Origin of the sequence: Buttiauxella sp. 3AFRM03, assembly GCF_003675305.1 — a bacterium.
Lineage (GTDB): Bacteria > Pseudomonadota > Gammaproteobacteria > Enterobacterales > Enterobacteriaceae > Buttiauxella > Buttiauxella ferragutiae.
In genome coordinates, this window is record NZ_CP033076.1 from 2,023,243 (window position 1) to 2,039,667 (window position 16,425).

15 protein-coding genes, 2 tRNA genes and 2 rRNA genes are annotated in these 16,425 nt (G+C 50.0%); 8 read left to right on the forward strand and 11 right to left on the reverse strand.

Features of this window, described 5'->3' with window-relative positions:
• Positions 1 to 78 precede the first annotated feature (78 nt).
• The 5 genes from D8682_RS10945 to gmhB form a co-directional block, all read right to left on the reverse strand.
• Positions 79 to 2,987 (reverse strand): 23S ribosomal RNA (locus tag D8682_RS10945).
• A gap of 207 nt (positions 2,988 to 3,194) precedes the next feature.
• Positions 3,195 to 3,270: transfer RNA gene (locus tag D8682_RS10950), tRNA-Ala, on the reverse strand.
• Positions 3,271 to 3,384: 114 nt separating this feature from the next.
• A tRNA-Ile gene (locus tag D8682_RS10955) sits at positions 3,385 to 3,461 on the reverse strand.
• Between the two features lie 69 nt (positions 3,462 to 3,530).
• Positions 3,531 to 5,070: ribosomal RNA gene (locus tag D8682_RS10960) — 16S ribosomal RNA — on the reverse strand.
• Together the 16S and 23S rRNA genes with 2 tRNA genes alongside form the textbook arrangement of a ribosomal RNA operon.
• 413 nt (positions 5,071 to 5,483) lie before the next feature.
• Entirely contained in the window at positions 5,484 to 6,050 is a 567-nt protein-coding gene (gmhB, locus tag D8682_RS10965; protein WP_121814265.1) for a D-glycero-beta-D-manno-heptose 1,7-bisphosphate 7-phosphatase, read from the reverse strand.
• Between the two features lie 188 nt (positions 6,051 to 6,238).
• On the opposite strand from gmhB, the gene metN reads away from it, so the two are divergent.
• The 6 genes from metN (at position 6,239) to proS (ending at position 11,832) form a co-directional block, all read left to right on the forward strand.
• Positions 6,239 to 7,270, forward strand: a complete 1,032-nt coding sequence (gene metN / locus D8682_RS10970; RefSeq protein WP_121814266.1) for a methionine ABC transporter ATP-binding protein MetN — start codon at positions 6,239 to 6,241, stop codon at positions 7,268 to 7,270.
• A complete protein-coding gene (locus D8682_RS10975; protein ID WP_064539735.1) occupies positions 7,263 to 7,916 on the forward strand; it encodes a methionine ABC transporter permease MetI in 654 nt (217 codons plus the stop codon). Before metN ends, D8682_RS10975 begins: the two co-directional genes overlap by 8 nt.
• Positions 7,917 to 7,961: 45 nt before the next feature.
• Positions 7,962 to 8,777: a methionine ABC transporter substrate-binding lipoprotein MetQ gene (metQ, locus tag D8682_RS10980; protein ID WP_064539737.1), complete on the forward strand. Its 816-nt coding sequence runs from the start codon at positions 7,962 to 7,964 to the stop codon at positions 8,775 to 8,777.
• Between the two features lie 114 nt (positions 8,778 to 8,891).
• On the forward strand, positions 8,892 to 9,296 hold the full coding sequence (gene rcsF / locus D8682_RS10985; RefSeq protein ID WP_064539739.1) for an Rcs stress response system protein RcsF: 405 nt from the start codon (positions 8,892 to 8,894) through the stop codon (positions 9,294 to 9,296).
• Positions 9,293 to 10,000, forward strand: a complete 708-nt coding sequence (gene tsaA / locus D8682_RS10990) for a tRNA (N6-threonylcarbamoyladenosine(37)-N6)-methyltransferase TrmO (protein ID WP_064539741.1) — start codon at positions 9,293 to 9,295, stop codon at positions 9,998 to 10,000. Before rcsF ends, tsaA begins: the two co-directional genes overlap by 4 nt.
• A gap of 113 nt (positions 10,001 to 10,113) precedes the next feature.
• Positions 10,114 to 11,832 carry a proline--tRNA ligase gene (gene proS / locus D8682_RS10995; RefSeq protein WP_121814267.1) on the forward strand — a complete coding sequence of 573 codons (1,719 nt, stop codon included), beginning with the start codon at positions 10,114 to 10,116 and terminating at the stop codon, positions 11,830 to 11,832.
• Positions 11,833 to 11,895: 63 nt separating this feature from the next.
• Here the strand turns inward: proS and nlpE are convergent, their stop codons facing one another.
• Genes nlpE through D8682_RS11010 form a run of 3 tightly spaced genes read right to left on the reverse strand, consistent with a single transcriptional unit; the run spans position 11,896 to position 13,591 of the window.
• Positions 11,896 to 12,591, reverse strand: a complete 696-nt coding sequence (gene nlpE / locus D8682_RS11000) for an envelope stress response activation lipoprotein NlpE (protein WP_121815683.1) — start codon at positions 12,589 to 12,591, stop codon at positions 11,896 to 11,898.
• Between the two features lie 38 nt (positions 12,592 to 12,629).
• Positions 12,630 to 13,049 (reverse strand): alternative ribosome rescue aminoacyl-tRNA hydrolase ArfB, encoded by a 420-nt coding sequence (gene arfB, locus D8682_RS11005; RefSeq protein WP_121814268.1) that lies wholly within the window; start codon positions 13,047 to 13,049, stop codon positions 12,630 to 12,632.
• A complete protein-coding gene (locus D8682_RS11010; RefSeq protein ID WP_064539748.1) occupies positions 13,049 to 13,591 on the reverse strand; it encodes a YaeQ family protein in 543 nt (180 codons plus the stop codon). Before D8682_RS11010 ends, arfB begins: the two co-directional genes overlap by 1 nt.
• Before the next feature lie 204 nt (positions 13,592 to 13,795).
• Between D8682_RS11010 and D8682_RS11015 the strand changes: the two genes are divergently transcribed.
• Together D8682_RS11015 and rof are read left to right on the forward strand one after the other, a co-directional pair.
• The gene (locus D8682_RS11015; protein WP_064540227.1) at positions 13,796 to 13,996 is read left to right on the forward strand and encodes a YaeP family protein; all 201 of its coding nucleotides are present in this window, start codon (positions 13,796 to 13,798) and stop codon (positions 13,994 to 13,996) included.
• On the forward strand, positions 13,983 to 14,243 hold the full coding sequence (gene rof / locus D8682_RS11020; protein ID WP_121815684.1) for a Rho-binding antiterminator: 261 nt from the start codon (positions 13,983 to 13,985) through the stop codon (positions 14,241 to 14,243). The genes D8682_RS11015 and rof overlap by 14 nt, the downstream gene beginning before the upstream one ends.
• A 54-nt stretch (positions 14,244 to 14,297) precedes the next feature.
• Here rof and D8682_RS11025 read toward each other — a convergent pair whose 3' ends face one another.
• From D8682_RS11025 to D8682_RS11035, 3 genes are all read right to left on the reverse strand, one after another.
• Positions 14,298 to 14,609: a cytochrome c gene (locus tag D8682_RS11025; RefSeq protein ID WP_064539752.1), complete on the reverse strand. Its 312-nt coding sequence runs from the start codon at positions 14,607 to 14,609 to the stop codon at positions 14,298 to 14,300.
• A complete protein-coding gene (gene tilS / locus D8682_RS11030; RefSeq protein WP_121815685.1) occupies positions 14,606 to 15,916 on the reverse strand; it encodes a tRNA lysidine(34) synthetase TilS in 1,311 nt (436 codons plus the stop codon). The genes D8682_RS11025 and tilS overlap by 4 nt, the downstream gene beginning before the upstream one ends.
• Positions 15,917 to 15,979: 63 nt before the next feature.
• On the reverse strand, positions 15,980 to 16,369 hold the full coding sequence (locus D8682_RS11035; RefSeq protein ID WP_064539754.1) for a VOC family protein: 390 nt from the start codon (positions 16,367 to 16,369) through the stop codon (positions 15,980 to 15,982).
• Between the last annotated feature and the right edge of the window lie 56 nt (positions 16,370 to 16,425).

The window sequence follows — 16,425 nt, forward strand, 5'->3', positions numbered from 1 at the left end:
ACACAACCATCAACTTAATCTCGGTTCAAGCTGAAAATCAAATGCTTAGTCTCTCAACCAAAACACCTTCGGTGTTGTAAGGTTAAGCCTCACGGATCATTAGTACTGGTTAGCTCAACGTATCGCTACGCTTACACACCCAGCCTATCAACGTCGTAGTCTTCAACGTTCCTTCAGGACCCTTAAAGGGTCAGGGAGAACTCATCTCGGGGCAAGTTTCGCGCTTAGATGCTTTCAGCGCTTATCTTTTCCGCATTTAGCTACCGGGCAATGCCATTGGCATGACAACCCGAACACCAGTGATGCGTCCACTCCGGTCCTCTCGTACTAGGAGCAGCCCCCCTCAATTCTCCAGCGCCCACGGCAGATAGGGACCGAACTGTCTCACGACGTTCTAAACCCAGCTCGCGTACCACTTTAAATGGCGAACAGCCATACCCTTGGGACCTACTTCAGCCCCAGGATGTGATGAGCCGACATCGAGGTGCCAAACACCGCCGTCGATATGAACTCTTGGGCGGTATCAGCCTGTTATCCCCGGAGTACCTTTTATCCGTTGAGCGATGGCCCTTCCATTCAGAACCACCGGATCACTAAGACCTGCTTTCGCACCTGCTCGAGCCGTCACTCTCGCAGTCAAGCTAGCTTATGCCTTTGCACTAACCTCACGATGTCCGACCGTGATTAGCTAACCTTCGTGCTCCTCCGTTACGCTTTAGGAGGAGACCGCCCCAGTCAAACTACCCACCAGACACTGTCCGCAACCCGGATTACGGGTCTACGTTAGAACACCAGCCATTAAAGGGTGGTATTTCAAGGTTGGCTCCACAAGAACTGGCGTCCTCGCTTCAAAGCCTCCCACCTATCCTACACATCAAGGACCAGTGTTCAGTGTCAAGCTATAGTAAAGGTTCACGGGGTCTTTCCGTCTTGCCGCGGGTACACTGCATCTTCACAGCGATTTCAATTTCACTGAGTCTCGGGTGGAGACAGCCTGGCCATCATTACGCCATTCGTGCAGGTCGGAACTTACCCGACAAGGAATTTCGCTACCTTAGGACCGTTATAGTTACGGCCGCCGTTTACCGGGGCTTCGATCAAGAGCTTCAGCTTGCGCTTAACCCCATCAATTAACCTTCCGGCACCGGGCAGGCGTCACACCGTATACGTCCACTTTCGTGTTTGCACAGTGCTGTGTTTTTAATAAACAGTTGCAGCCAGCTGGTATCTTCGACTGCCTTCAGCTCCATCCGCAAGGGACTTCACCTACCGACAGCGTGCCTTCTCCCGAAGTTACGGCACCATTTTGCCTAGTTCCTTCACCCGAGTTCTCTCAAGCGCCTTGGTATTCTCTACCTGACCACCTGTGTCGGTTTGGGGTACGATTTGATGTTACCTGATGCTTAGAGGCTTTTCCTGGAAGTGCGGCATTTGTTACTTCAGCACCGTAGTACCTCGTCATCACACCTCAGCGTTAGATAAGAGTCCGGATTTACCTAAACTCTCCGCCTACATGCTTAAACCGGGACAACCGTCGCCCGGCTAACATAGCCCTCTCCGTCCCCCCTTCGCAGTAACACCGAGTACAGGAATATTAACCTGTTTCCCATCGACTACGCCTTTCGGCCTCGCCTTAGGGGTCGACTCACCCTGCCCCGATTAACGTTGGACAGGAACCCTTGGTCTTCCGGCGAGCGGGTTTTTCACCCGCTTTATCGTTACTTATGTCAGCATTCGCACTTCTGATACCTCCACCAGACCTCACAGTCCAGCTTCAACGGCTTACAGAACGCTCCCCTACCCAACAACGCATAAGCGTCGCTGCCGCAGCTTCGGTGCATGGTTTAGCCCCGTTACATCTTCCGCGCAGGCCGACTCGACCAGTGAGCTATTACGCTTTCTTTAAATGATGGCTGCTTCTAAGCCAACATCCTGGCTGTCTGTGCCTTCCCACATCGTTTCCCACTTAACCATGACTTTGGGACCTTAGCTGGCGGTCTGGGTTGTTTCCCTCTTCACGACGGACGTTAGCACCCGCCGTGTGTCTCCCGTGATAACATTCTTCGGTATTCGGAGTTTGCATCGGGTTGGTAAGCCGGGATGGCCCCCTAGCCGAAACAGTGCTCTACCCCCGAAGATGAGTTCACGAGGCGCTACCTAAATAGCTTTCGGGGAGAACCAGCTATCTCCCGGTTTGATTGGCCTTTCACCCCCAGCCACAAGTCATCCGCTAATTTTTCAACATTAGTCGGTTCGGTCCTCCAGTTAGTGTTACCCAACCTTCAACCTGCCCATGGCTAGATCACCGGGTTTCGGGTCTATACCCTGCAACTTAACGCCCAGTTAAGACTCGGTTTCCCTGCGGCTCCCCTATACGGTTAACCTTGCTACAGAATATAAGTCGCTGACCCATTATACAAAAGGTACGCAGTCACCCCATAAAAGAGGCTCCCACTGCTTGTACGTACACGGTTTCAGGTTCTGTTTCACTCCCCTCGCCGGGGTTCTTTTCGCCTTTCCCTCACGGTACTGGTTCACTATCGGTCAGTCAGGAGTATTTAGCCTTGGAGGATGGTCCCCCCATATTCAGACAGGATACCACGTGTCCCGCCCTACTCTTCGAGTTCACAGTATGTGCATTTTTGTGTACGGGAGTATCACCCTGTACCCTGCGACTTTCCAGACGCTTCCACTAATACACAAACTGATTCAGACTCTGGGCTGCTCCCCGTTCGCTCGCCGCTACTGGGGGAATCTCGGTTGATTTCTTTTCCTCGGGGTACTTAGATGTTTCAGTTCCCCCGGTTCGCTTCGTTAAGCTATGTATTCACTTAACGATAGTGCAACGAATTGCACTGGGTTTCCCCATTCGGAAATCGTCGGTTATAACGGTTCATATCACCTTACCGACGCTTATCGCAGATTAGCACGTCCTTCATCGCCTCTGACTGCCAGGGCATCCACCGTGTACGCTTAGTCGCTTAACCTCACAACCCGAAGATGTCTCGTAAGACACAATCGTATGTTGCGAAAATTTGAGAAACTCGAACACACCGCATTTTCCTTTCTTATTACGGAGAAAGGAAACAGTGTGTCGTTTCAATTTTCAGCTTGTTCCGGATTTTTAAAGAGCAAATACTTCTCAGCACACTGTTAAACAGTACACTTAGAAGTATTGGGTGAGCATGAAATGATGGTGGAGCTAAGCGGGATCGAACCGCTGACCTCCTGCGTGCAAGGCAGGCGCTCTCCCAGCTGAGCTATAGCCCCATCGATTTCGTAAAACCTTTTGATTTACCTTTAACTTCTCATCAGGCAAGGCGCGTCACCGCGAAGCATACTAAAGTATGTGAGCGGGGTCGCAACACAGCATGGAGAGAAGTTTGGTAGGCCTGAGTGGACTTGAACCACCGACCTCACCCTTATCAGGGGTGCGCTCTAACCACCTGAGCTACAAGCCTATAAGGTTTTACTGCTCGTTTTCTATCAGACAATCTGTGTGAGCACTACGCAAGTTCGTATCTATTAGGTAAGGAGGTGATCCAACCGCAGGTTCCCCTACGGTTACCTTGTTACGACTTCACCCCAGTCATGAATCACAAAGTGGTAAGCGCCCTCCCGAAGGTTAAGCTACCTACTTCTTTTGCAACCCACTCCCATGGTGTGACGGGCGGTGTGTACAAGGCCCGGGAACGTATTCACCGTAGCATTCTGATCTACGATTACTAGCGATTCCGACTTCACGGAGTCGAGTTGCAGACTCCGATCCGGACTACGACGCACTTTATGAGGTCCGCTTGCTCTCGCGAGGTCGCTTCTCTTTGTATGCGCCATTGTAGCACGTGTGTAGCCCTACTCGTAAGGGCCATGATGACTTGACGTCATCCCCACCTTCCTCCAGTTTATCACTGGCAGTCTCCTTTGAGTTCCCGGCCGAACCGCTGGCAACAAAGGATAAGGGTTGCGCTCGTTGCGGGACTTAACCCAACATTTCACAACACGAGCTGACGACAGCCATGCAGCACCTGTCTCAGAGTTCCCGAAGGCACTAAGCTATCTCTAGCGAATTCTCTGGATGTCAAGAGTAGGTAAGGTTCTTCGCGTTGCATCGAATTAAACCACATGCTCCACCGCTTGTGCGGGCCCCCGTCAATTCATTTGAGTTTTAACCTTGCGGCCGTACTCCCCAGGCGGTCGACTTAACGCGTTAGCTCCGGAAGCCACTCCTCAAGGGAACAACCTCCAAGTCGACATCGTTTACGGCGTGGACTACCAGGGTATCTAATCCTGTTTGCTCCCCACGCTTTCGCACCTGAGCGTCAGTCTTTGTCCAGGGGGCCGCCTTCGCCACCGGTATTCCTCCAGATCTCTACGCATTTCACCGCTACACCTGGAATTCTACCCCCCTCTACAAGACTCTAGCCTGCCAGTTTCGAATGCAGTTCCCAGGTTGAGCCCGGGGATTTCACATCCGACTTGACAGACCGCCTGCGTGCGCTTTACGCCCAGTAATTCCGATTAACGCTTGCACCCTCCGTATTACCGCGGCTGCTGGCACGGAGTTAGCCGGTGCTTCTTCTGCGAGTAACGTCAATCGCCAAGGTTATTAACCTTAACGCCTTCCTCCTCGCTGAAAGTACTTTACAACCCGAAGGCCTTCTTCATACACGCGGCATGGCTGCATCAGGCTTGCGCCCATTGTGCAATATTCCCCACTGCTGCCTCCCGTAGGAGTCTGGACCGTGTCTCAGTTCCAGTGTGGCTGGTCATCCTCTCAGACCAGCTAGGGATCGTCGCCTAGGTGAGCCATTACCTCACCTACTAGCTAATCCCATCTGGGCACATCTGATGGCAAGAGGCCCGAAGGTCCCCCTCTTTGGTCCGAAGACGTTATGCGGTATTAGCTACCGTTTCCAGTAGTTATCCCCCTCCATCAGGCAGTTTCCCAGACATTACTCACCCGTCCGCCGCTCGTCACCCAGGAGCAAGCTCCCTGTGCTACCGCTCGACTTGCATGTGTTAGGCCTGCCGCCAGCGTTCAATCTGAGCCATGATCAAACTCTTCAATTAAAAGCTTGATTTGCTTCAACTCGTGAAGCGGTGCTCAAAAATTAACTTTCGTAGTACTTCTTTAGTTAAACAAGTCAACTAAATGAATTACTGCTTGGTCACTCTTCAAGACTTGATATTTTTTTGATACCCGAAGGTATCTGAGATATCAATCCTGCGAGTGCCCACACAGATTGTCTGATAAATTGTTAAAGAGCAGTGAGTTACGCGCTTCCGCTTGCTAACTCGAGGTGGCGTATATTACGCTTTCCTCTTTCAGAGTCAAGCGTTTATTTTCGCTTTTCATCTGGCTGACGGGCCGGTTTGTAAGCCGTTGTGCCGTGTCAGTGGAGGCGCAGTATAGGGATTTTCTGGAGGCTGACAACCCCTATTTTCAAAATAATTGCCAACCGTTTAACTTTTGAGCGTAACGTCTATTTTTGACGCGCTTTTATCGCTTTTGGTAGGTCTGCGAGGCTATTAATAACAATATCAGCCGCGGCTTCGCTTTGCTCAGTGACCGGTTTACCTGTACGAACCAATACTTTTGTCCCGACTTGTGCCGCTGCAGCTGCTTGCATGTCTTCTAACTTGTCTCCAACCATATAAGAAGAAGCCATATCTATATGAAGGAACTCTTGAGCTGAGAGCAGCATCCCCGGTTGTGGTTTACGACAATCACAGGTTTGGCGAAACTCTTCTACTATTGCCTCAGGGTGATGTGGGCAATAATAGATACCATCAAGGTCAACACCACGGTCAGCTAAGGACCAGTCCATCCACTCAGTCAGATTTTCAAAATCAGCTTCAGTAAACATGCCACGGGCAATGCCAGACTGGTTAGTGACAAGAACTAACGCATAACCCATTGCTTTTAACTCACGCATTGCGTCAATCACACCATCAATGAACTCAAACTGATCAACTTCATGGACATAACCATGATCAACATTAATGGTGCCATCACGATCGAGAAAAATAGCGGGAACAGACTGTGCCACTTGGAAACTCCTGATACTGGGGATTTGGTGTAGTATCGCATGAATTACTATTTGGGCGAGAACAGACAATCATTCGCTGATTGATTTAGACGTCTGGATGCCTTAACATCCATATCGATAACGGTCATCGCCCGTTATCGGCAGCAGAAAATGCCACGGCTTACACTCATACGATAATAAATAACCTAATGATAAAACTTTCTAATATCACCAAAGTGTTCCAGCAAGGTAACCGCAGCATACAGGCGTTGAATAACGTCAGTCTGCATGTTCCTGCTGGGCAAATTTATGGCGTGATTGGCGCATCTGGTGCAGGGAAAAGCACATTGATCCGTTGTGTGAACCTGCTTGAGCGTCCAACACAAGGTTCTATTCTGGTCGATGGCCAGGAATTGACGACTCTTTCTGAAAGCCAGCTAACCAAAGCACGTCGTCAGATTGGCATGATTTTCCAGCACTTTAACTTACTCTCTTCCCGCACTGTGTATGGCAACGTCGCTTTGCCTTTAGAGTTGGACAATACACCGCGCGAAGAAATCAAACACCGCGTATCTGAATTACTCGATTTGGTCGGTCTGAGCGAAAAGCACGATGCGTACCCAGCCAACCTCTCTGGTGGACAAAAGCAGCGTGTTGCGATTGCTCGAGCGCTGGCAAGCAACCCGAAAGTTCTTCTATGCGATGAAGCCACCAGCGCGCTTGATCCAGCAACAACACGTTCCATTCTCGAACTGTTGAAAGATATTAACCGCCGTCTTGGTCTGACTATTCTATTGATTACCCATGAAATGGATGTTGTAAAACGCATCTGTGATTGTGTCGCGGTGATTAGCGACGGTGAATTAATAGAACAAGATACGGTAAGTGAAGTGTTCTCTCATCCGAAGACACCACTTGCACAACAGTTTATTCAGTCCACTCTGCATCTGGATATTCCTGAGGATTACGCGCAACGCTTAAGTACAGAAAAGAGTGGAGATACCGTTCCATTGCTGCGCCTGGAATTTACCGGCCAATCGGTTGATGCGCCGTTACTTTCCGAAACAGCCCGTCGCTTTAATGTGAATAGCAATATCATCAGCGCGCAGATGGATTACGCCGGTGGTGTGAAGTTCGGCATTATGCTGTGCGAGTTGCATGGAGAACATCAGGATATGGACGCTGCGATCGCATACTTGCAGCAGCAACATGTAAAAGTAGAGGTGCTGGGTTATGTCTGAGCCAATGATGTGGTTACTCCTTAAAGGAGTGTATGAGACGCTGGCAATGACTTTTGTGTCTGGCTTCTTTGGCTTCGTGCTTGGGCTACCTGTTGGTGTGCTCCTCTATATTACACGTCCGGGTCAAATCAGCGAGAACGCCAAGCTTTATAACAGCCTTTCGGCGTTAGTGAATATCTTCCGTTCTATACCGTTCATTATATTGCTGGTATGGATGATTCCGTTTACCCGCACCATTGTCGGCACTTCAATTGGCCTGCAAGCGGCAATCGTTCCATTAACCGTAGGTGCAGCACCGTTCATCGCACGTATGGTGGAAAACGCCCTGTTAGAAATCCCATCGGGTCTGATTGAAGCTTCACGCGCAATGGGTGCAACTCCAATGCAAATCATCCGCAAAGTTCTGCTGCCAGAAGCACTGCCAGGTCTGGTAAATGCAGCCACCATTACACTGATTACTCTCGTAGGTTATTCCGCGATGGGCGGTGCCGTTGGTGCCGGTGGCTTAGGTCAGATTGGTTATCAGTATGGTTATATCGGTTATAACGCTACCGTGATGAATACGGTATTAGTGTTATTGGTAGTATTAGTGTATTTAATTCAATTCTCTGGCGATCGTATCGTCCGGGCTGTAACTCACAAATAATACGTTCAACACAACATCGTTTTTTACACATAGTAAGGAAAGGATATGTCTTTTAAATTTAAAACCTTTGCGGCAGTTGGTGCTCTGATTGGTTCTCTGGCACTAGTGGGTTGTGGTCAGGACGAGAAAGATCCAAACCATATTAAAGTAGGCGTCATTGTTGGTGCTGAGCAGCAGGTTGCCGAAGTTGCGCAGAAAGTCGCAAAAGAGAAATACGGCCTGGATGTTGAGCTGGTTACTTTTAACGACTACGTTCTGCCTAACGAAGCACTGAGCAAGGGCGATATCGATGCTAACGCTTTCCAACACAAACCATACCTGGATCAGCAGATCAAAGACCGTGGCTACAAACTGGTTGGTGTAGGCAATACTTTCGTTTACCCGATTGCTGGCTACTCCAAAAAAATCAAATCTGTAGATGAACTGCAAGCTGGCGCGCAAATCGCTCTGCCAAACGACCCAACTAACCTTGGCCGTTCTTTGCTGCTGCTGCAAAAACAAGGTCTGATTAAACTGAAAGATGGCGTGGGTCTGCTGCCAACCGTTCTGGACGTAACTGAAAACCCTAAAAATCTGAAGCTGGTTGAACTGGAAGCTCCACAGCTGCCACGCTCCCTGGACGATGCTCAGATTGCGCTGGCTATCATCAACACCACTTACGCAAGCCAGATTGGCCTGACTCCAGCGAAAGATGGTATCTTCGTTGAAGACAAAGACTCTCCATACGTGAACCTGATCGTTTCCCGCGAAGACAATAAAGATGCAGAAAACGTGAAGAAATTCGTTCAGGCTTACCAGTCTGACGAAGTTTACGAAGCAGCAAACAAAGTCTTCAACGGCGGCGCAGTAAAAGGCTGGTAAGTTTCCATTCTTTTATTTTTGCGTAAATATTCTAAGGCGGGCGAAAGCCCGTCTTGTTATTTGTGCAATAGCTTGATTCAATAATCGCGTTTTATCATTCATTGAGGAAAAATTATGCGTGCTTTACCGATCTGTTTATTAGCAGTCATGCTGAGCGGCTGTACGATGCTAAGCAGATCCCCTGTTGAGCCCATCAAAAGCACCGCAACACCACCGAAACAGGAGCCTGCAAAACCAAAAGTCGTGCGCCCTGCCCCCGTAAAAATCTATACCAATGCTGAAGAGTTAGTGGGTAAACCTTTCCGTGATCTCGGTGAAGTCAGCGGCGATTCATGCCAGGTGAGCAATCAAGATTCTCCACCGAATATCCCAACTGCCCGCAAACGCTTGCAAGTCAACGCCTCAAAAATGAAAGCCAACGCGGTGTTATTGCATAGCTGTGATGTTACCAGCGGCACACCAGGTTGCTACCGGCAGGCCGTTTGTGTAGGTTCGGCATTGAACGTATCGGCAAAATGACAGCGTTTAGCTTTGAGCAGATTGGCGTTATTCGCTCCCCTTATAAAGAGAAGTTTGCCGTTCCCCGTCAGCCCGGTTTAGTGGCTGATGGCGGTGGCGAGTTGCATTTTCTGCCACCGTATAACGTGGCAGATGCGGTTCGTGGCCTCGAAGGCTTTAGTCATTTATGGCTGCTATTTGTTTTTCATCAAACGATGGAAGGCGGCTGGCGGCCCACGGTGCGCCCACCTCGTCTGGGTGGCAATGCCCGAATGGGTGTTTTCGCTACGCGTTCGACATTCCGACCAAATCCCATTGGAATGTCATTAGTTGAACTGAAAGGCATTCGCTGCCAAAAAGATCAGGTCATTTTGCAATTGGGGAGTCTCGATTTGGTCGATGGCACACCGGTGGTTGATATCAAACCTTATTTGCCATTTGCTGAAGCTGTACCAGAAGCCATTGCGGGATACGCGCAAAACGCCCCCGCAGCCGATATGCCGGTTTATTTCACACCTGAAGTACAGCAGCAGTTATTGCTGCTTGAGAAACGTTTTCCCCACATTGAGCGTTTCATCCGTCAGGTACTGGCTCAGGACCCTCGCCCGGCTTATCGCAAAGCTGAAGAGCCAGGTAAAAGCTACGCCGTTTTATTGCTGGATTTTAACGTCCGCTGGCGTGTTACCGAGCTAGGTTCAGAAGTGTTTGCCGTTGAGAACCGTTAATTTATCGCCCTTCTCTTTTGACATTCCTGCCACACTGGTAAACTAAAACACTTATTTTGCATCAGGCTACTCAGGTAGCCAGTTATCTGCCGTTCAAATGGAACCGTAACAACATGCGTACTAGCCAATATCTGCTCTCCACATTGAAGGAGACACCAGCCGACGCCGAGGTCATCAGCCATCAACTGATGCTGCGCGCCGGGATGATCCGTAAACTCGCTTCAGGTTTGTATACCTGGTTGCCGACCGGTCTGCGTGTCCTGAAAAAAGTCGAAAACATCGTGCGTGAAGAGATGAACAACGCCGGTGCCATCGAGATGTGCATGCCCGTGGTTCAGCCCGCAGATTTGTGGCAGGAGAGCGGTCGTTGGGAACAGTATGGCCCGGAGCTGCTGCGTTTTGTTGACCGTGGCGATCGTCCATTTGTCCTCGGCCCAACTCACGAAGAAGTCATCACTGACTTGATTCGTAATGAACTCAGCTCTTACAAACAGCTGCCACTGAACTTCTTCCAGATTCAGACTAAGTTCCGTGACGAAGTTCGCCCACGTTTCGGCGTGATGCGTTCCCGTGAATTCCTGATGAAAGACGCTTACTCTTTCCATACTTCTCAGGAATCCTTGCAGGAAACTTACGATGCGATGTATCAGGCTTACAGCAAAATCTTCAGCCGTATGGGTCTGGATTTCCGCGCAGTAGAAGCTGATACCGGTTCTATCGGCGGCAGTGCATCTCACGAATTCCAGGTGCTGGCACAAAGCGGCGAAGATGATGTCATCTTCTCAACCGAGTCTGATTACGCAGCTAACATCGAATTTGCTGAAGCGGTTGCTCCAGTTGGCGGCCGTGCGGCACCGACTGTTGAAATGACGCAGATCGACACCCCGAACGCAAAAACCATCGCTGAGCTGGTTGAGCAGTTCAATCTGCCAGTTGAAAAAACAGTGAAGACTTTGATGGTCAAAGCCACCGAAGGGAGTGCTTATCCTCTGGTTGCTCTGCTGGTTCGTGGCGATCACGAACTGAACGAAGTCAAAGCAGAGAAACTGCCACAGGTTGCCAGCCCACTGACTTTCGCGACCGAAGAAGAAATTCGTGCAGTTGTTAAAGCAGGCCCTGGTTCACTTGGCCCAGTCAATCTGCCTATTCCGGTGGTTGTTGACCGTACTGTTGCGGCGATGAGCGACTTCGCTGCGGGTGCAAACATCGACGGTAAACACTTGGTTGGTATTAACTGGGAACGTGATGTTGCGCTGCCAGAAGTTGCCGACATTCGTAACGTGGTTGAAGGCGACCCAAGCCCTGATGGCAAAGGAACTTTGCTGATTAAACGCGGCATCGAAGTGGGCCATATCTTCCAGCTCGGCACCAAGTATTCAGAAGCGATGAAAGCATCTGTTCAGGGTGAAGATGGTCGCAATCAGACGCTGACAATGGGTTGCTACGGTATCGGTGTGACTCGCGTAGTAGCAGCTGCCATTGAGCAGAACTATGACGACCGTGGCATTCTGTGGCCAGATGCGATTGCTCCGTTCCAGGTTGCTATTCTGCCAATGAATATGCACAAATCTTTCCGTGTGAAAGAGTTGGCAGAAGAGCTGTATTCGACTCTGCGTGCCAAAGGCATTGAAGTACTGATGGATGACCGCAAAGAACGCCCAGGCGTAATGTTTGCGGACATGGAACTGATTGGTATTCCGCACACTGTCGTTATCGGCGATCGTAACCTTGATAGCGAAGAAGTCGAATACAAAAACCGTCGTGAAGGCGAGAAGCAGATGATCAAAACCAGCGAAATCATTGATTTCCTGCTGGCGCAGATTAAACGCTAACAACAATTGTGTTCAGTAAAAAGCCCCGCTAATTTCTTAGCGGGGCTTTTTTTATTCATTTGATTAGTCGTGGCAGGTTTTCTTCGGCTCGAACTTAGCGGCCCGGTCTGCAACCACTGTTTTTCTCAATTCGCCGCTATCAGGTGAAGCCTGTAAGGCAAAGTGCGCTTCAACCACCAGCAACACGGGCTGGAAATCCTCGCCACGTGCGGCCGCATAGCCACGCTCAAGTTCAGCATTGCTGGCAACGTCAAAGGTTTTCCCTGTCGCACAATCCTGGAAAATTGCCGCATCAGCCATGTACTTATACATGCCTTTCATGGTCATTGGTGTCGCAGGCAGAGCGTCTTTCATCGGCTGTAGCGTGTAATTGAGCTGTGACTCAATGGGATTGCCACTCCTATCCAACATTTCCAGGCTATCACCTTTAGGACGGAAGTAGAGCTTTTCACCGTCGCTTGCGGTCAACACTAATTTATCAGCCGTACGCGCCCAACTGCCATATGAGGCAAATACCGCTGGCTCTTTCGCGCCCTCGTAGCGCTGATTCATGACCCACGAGCCATCTTTTTCCAAAAACAGCGAGGTTTCAATTCCTGAGCAATCCGCACAAGGTAAAACACCACGGTAGCTTTGCTGCATCGGTTGCAGCTCTGCAACTTGCGTCTGCTGCAACGTTTGAACTTCGGCCCGGTTATTACAGCCAAAAAGAGCGAACAAACTGCACACAGCCACAGCTGACAATAGTATTTTTTTCACCATCTCTTCCTTCTGCTGGTCAATTTCTTTGCCGTTCGTCATTCAGGGCGACGGACTTTTCCTCGTAGCGACTTAGTCGTAGATTTTTGTGATTTCGATGCCAGACGGCGCTCTTTTGACGCGCGTGTAGGCCGGGTCGCCCGACGGTTTTTCTGCTCAACGGTTAATTCCTGAATCAAGGAAACGAGCCTTGCCACCGCCGCTTCACGATTCATTTCCTGGCTACGATATTCCTGCGCTTTAATCACAACCACACCATCAGGCGTAATCAGATGATGGCTGGCCGCCAATAAGCGTTCTTTATAATACTCTGGCAGGCTGGAGCCTCGAATGTCAAAACGCAAATGGATTGCCGTTGAGGTTTTATTCACATGCTGGCCACCCGCTCCTTGTGCGCGGATAGCCGTAATGGTGACTTCGTTGTCCGGTATGGCTACCGCACGAGAGACGACAATCATCAATGATGCTGCCAGGCCGTGAAGTGAATTTCGAGATTATTCTCAGCATCAGACAGCCAAATCGCACCATCCTGAATCGTGGCCTGCAAGTTCATTGAGCGCGTGCCGAACTCACACAGCTTCGCCAGTTGCTCATCATCCAGGTACCAGATAGACAAGTTTTGGTATTGCTTGAGTTTATTTTGATGCTGCTGCCACCAGATTTCTGCGGCACGGCTGTTATAAGTAAACAGCGCCACTTCTGCAGATTGGCTACAGGCTTTTTTCAGGCGTTTTTCTTCCGGCAGACCGAGTTCAATCCACAAGTCGATGCCCATATGATCGTTGCGCTGCCAGATTTCAGGCTCGTCTTCAGCACTTAATCCGCGAGAAAACTGCAGGCGCTCATTGGCATATTTAATCCACGCCAGCAAACGCAGCATCATGCGTTCTTGAGTTTCCGAAGGATGGCGCGCAAGCGTCAGGTTGCTATCCAGAAACTGATTTCGATCGAGATCGGCAACATTCACCATCGCTTTATAGATTGTCGCTTTTAACGCCATCACACTTCTCCACACTAATTAGGCAGTCATTGTAACGAAAACCTCGCTAAAACGCTGTTATGTATTCACTGATGTAGAGAGTTACGCTGCTGATATCGCTTTCATCACTGTGGTATAGTCACCTTGCTAAACAGAGTTTATCTTCGTAGGCTTAACTTGCATCCCACGATTAAGTCTGAGGTCGGGACTCTGAAAGGAGGGCGTGTGGAAAAGTATTGTGAATTAGTACGAAAGCGCTATGCGGAAATAGCCAGCGGAGATTTGGGTTACATTCCGGATGCACTAGGTTGCGTCTTGAAGGTGCTGAACGAAGTGGCTTCCAACGAAGCACAACCAGAATCTATCAGGGAACAGGCGGCGTATGCTGCCGCGAACTTACTGGTGAGCGATTATGTCAATGAATGATGCCTATCAACCCATCAATTGTGATGATTATGACAATCTCGAGCTCGCCTGCCAGCATCACTTATTATTGACGCTGGAATTAAAGAGCGGAGAAGTTTTCAAGGCGAAAGCCAGTGACCTGGTATCTCGTAAGAACATCGAATATTTGATTGTCGATGATGCCGGCGCCACTCGCGAAGTTCGTCTCGATAAAATAACCAGTTTCAGCCATCCTGAAATTGGGACTGTCGTAGTTAGCGAGTCCTGATACGCAAAGTATCCGCATGCGCGGGCAGCCTTACTTGGCTGCCCGTTTTTTTTACTACGGTTTCATGGACGCGTAGTAAGCCGCCAGATTGCTAATATCTTCATCAGACAAACCACTGACGTAAGCCTTCATGATTTCCGCTTGTCCGCCACTGCGTTCGCCTTTTTTATACGCTTGCAATGAGTGCTCAAGATACGCCTGGTTTTGCCCCGCCAGATTCGGGTACATCGGTACAGAAACTTTCCCGGTCGCGCCATGACAGGCCACACACATCATGGCTTTCTGTTCACCGGCTGCGGCATCACCTTTTGCCCATACAGGCTGAGCGCACACCAGCACACCGGCCAAAATAAATATTCTCTTCACTGCTGATTCTCCTTTTGCCAGTCGACATGCCAGCATGATTGTTCTGTTGCCCTTCCCTCCTGGGTGACAAAAACGCCCAGAGCGGCAATTAATTTTTCGCCGTAATATAACAGCGGTGTTCGCTCGCGTAGCCATGGCGGAATGCCAAATTCCTGCCATATTTTTTTCAGGCTACGGCCACGATCCCGCCCGACAATGTGGAGCTGCCCGGTAGCCTTAAATCGAATACTCACCGGTTCGTTATCCAGCGGTGCACGAATCTCTTGCCCGGTTGCCACAAGTTGAACCACTCCCAAACCGTCGGGCAAGATTAATGGCTCGAAAGGCGCAGCCCAGCGAACCACTTCATCACCTAACCCATGGATTATTGGCAACCAGTACAGCGCGCCCTGAAAACGACGGACTTCATAGCAGCCAAACTTCAGCCGCGGATTGGCATCCTCACGGCTGGTTGCCACTTCATCCCATAAACGCACAAGTGCTGCTCTGGAAGGCATCACCGCTTTCTGTCTGGCAATCCAACGGCGTAACAGCGCAGCACGACGAACCTCGCTCAACGGCTGCATAGGCTCAATTAACAACGATCCATCAGACTGAATGAGTTCATCGAGTTGTTCGGCCAGCAACTCATCAAGTAGTTGTTCTTGTTCACCGCACAACTCCGCACTGCGCGCCACGCTTTGCGGGAAATGAGGCCAGCGCTGTTGGATTTCAGGAAGCACTCGCAGCCGTAAGAAATTACGGTCGTAGCTGTCGTCCTGATTACTTTCGTCTTCTATCCAGGTTAGCTGGTGTTCATCCGCCCATGCTTGCAACTGCTGACGCGCTTGCCCGAGCAACGGCCTGATTAATTCCGTCTCGCCCAAAGGCAAGCGCACTGGCATTGCGGATAATCCCGCAGGGCCACTTCCACGCTTTAGGGCCAACAAAAACGTTTCGCATTGGTCGTCGAGATGTTGTGCTGTGAGTAGCACCTCTTCAGGAAGTAATGCTTCCGTCAGCGCCTGATAACGTGCTGCCCGGGCGTGAGCTTCAATGCCTAATCCGTCGTCGGCTAACTGCACTCGTCTGACTTCGCATGGCACGTTCCATTGCAAACACACTTTCTGACAATGCTCAGCCCAATCATCAGCGAAAGGGCTTAAGCCGTGATGAATGTGCATTGCACGAATTTTATAATTTGCAGCCTGGCTGTCACGCAGTGTGACCAACTGATGCAGTAAAACCGTGGAATCCAGCCCGCCACTAAACGCCACCAGCAATTGTTGGTGCGGATGCAGTAATGTGAATAGAGGACGAAGTTGCATAATCAGTAGTTTGAATAAGGATTTGCCCAGCACGTTACTGGGCAACGAGATATGAGGCAAGTGTTACTGCTGATAAAGCTCCAGCGGTAAGCCATCTGGGTCACTAAAGAAAGTAAAACGTTTATCCGTGAAAGGATCGATACGCACGGGTTCGCACTTCACGCCATGCTTCTCAAGATGAACAATCGCGCTATCAATGTCATCAACGCTAAACGCCAAATGGCGCAGCCCACAAGCTTCCGGGCGGCTTGGCCTTGCAGGCGGAAAAGGAAACGAGAACAGCTCAATGACATATTGCCCGTTCAGCGCCAAATCCCCTTTCCATGAATCTCGCTCTTCACGATAAGCCTCTGCCTGCAGCGTGAAGCCGAGAATGTCACAGTAAAAATGCTTACTGATTGGGTAGTCCGAAGCAATAATCGCGATGTGATGAACTTGTTTTAAACCCAGCATAAGTGCTCCTTTATCTTTTCCGCACGGTAACTATCGCGCCTTGCTAAATCAAGACC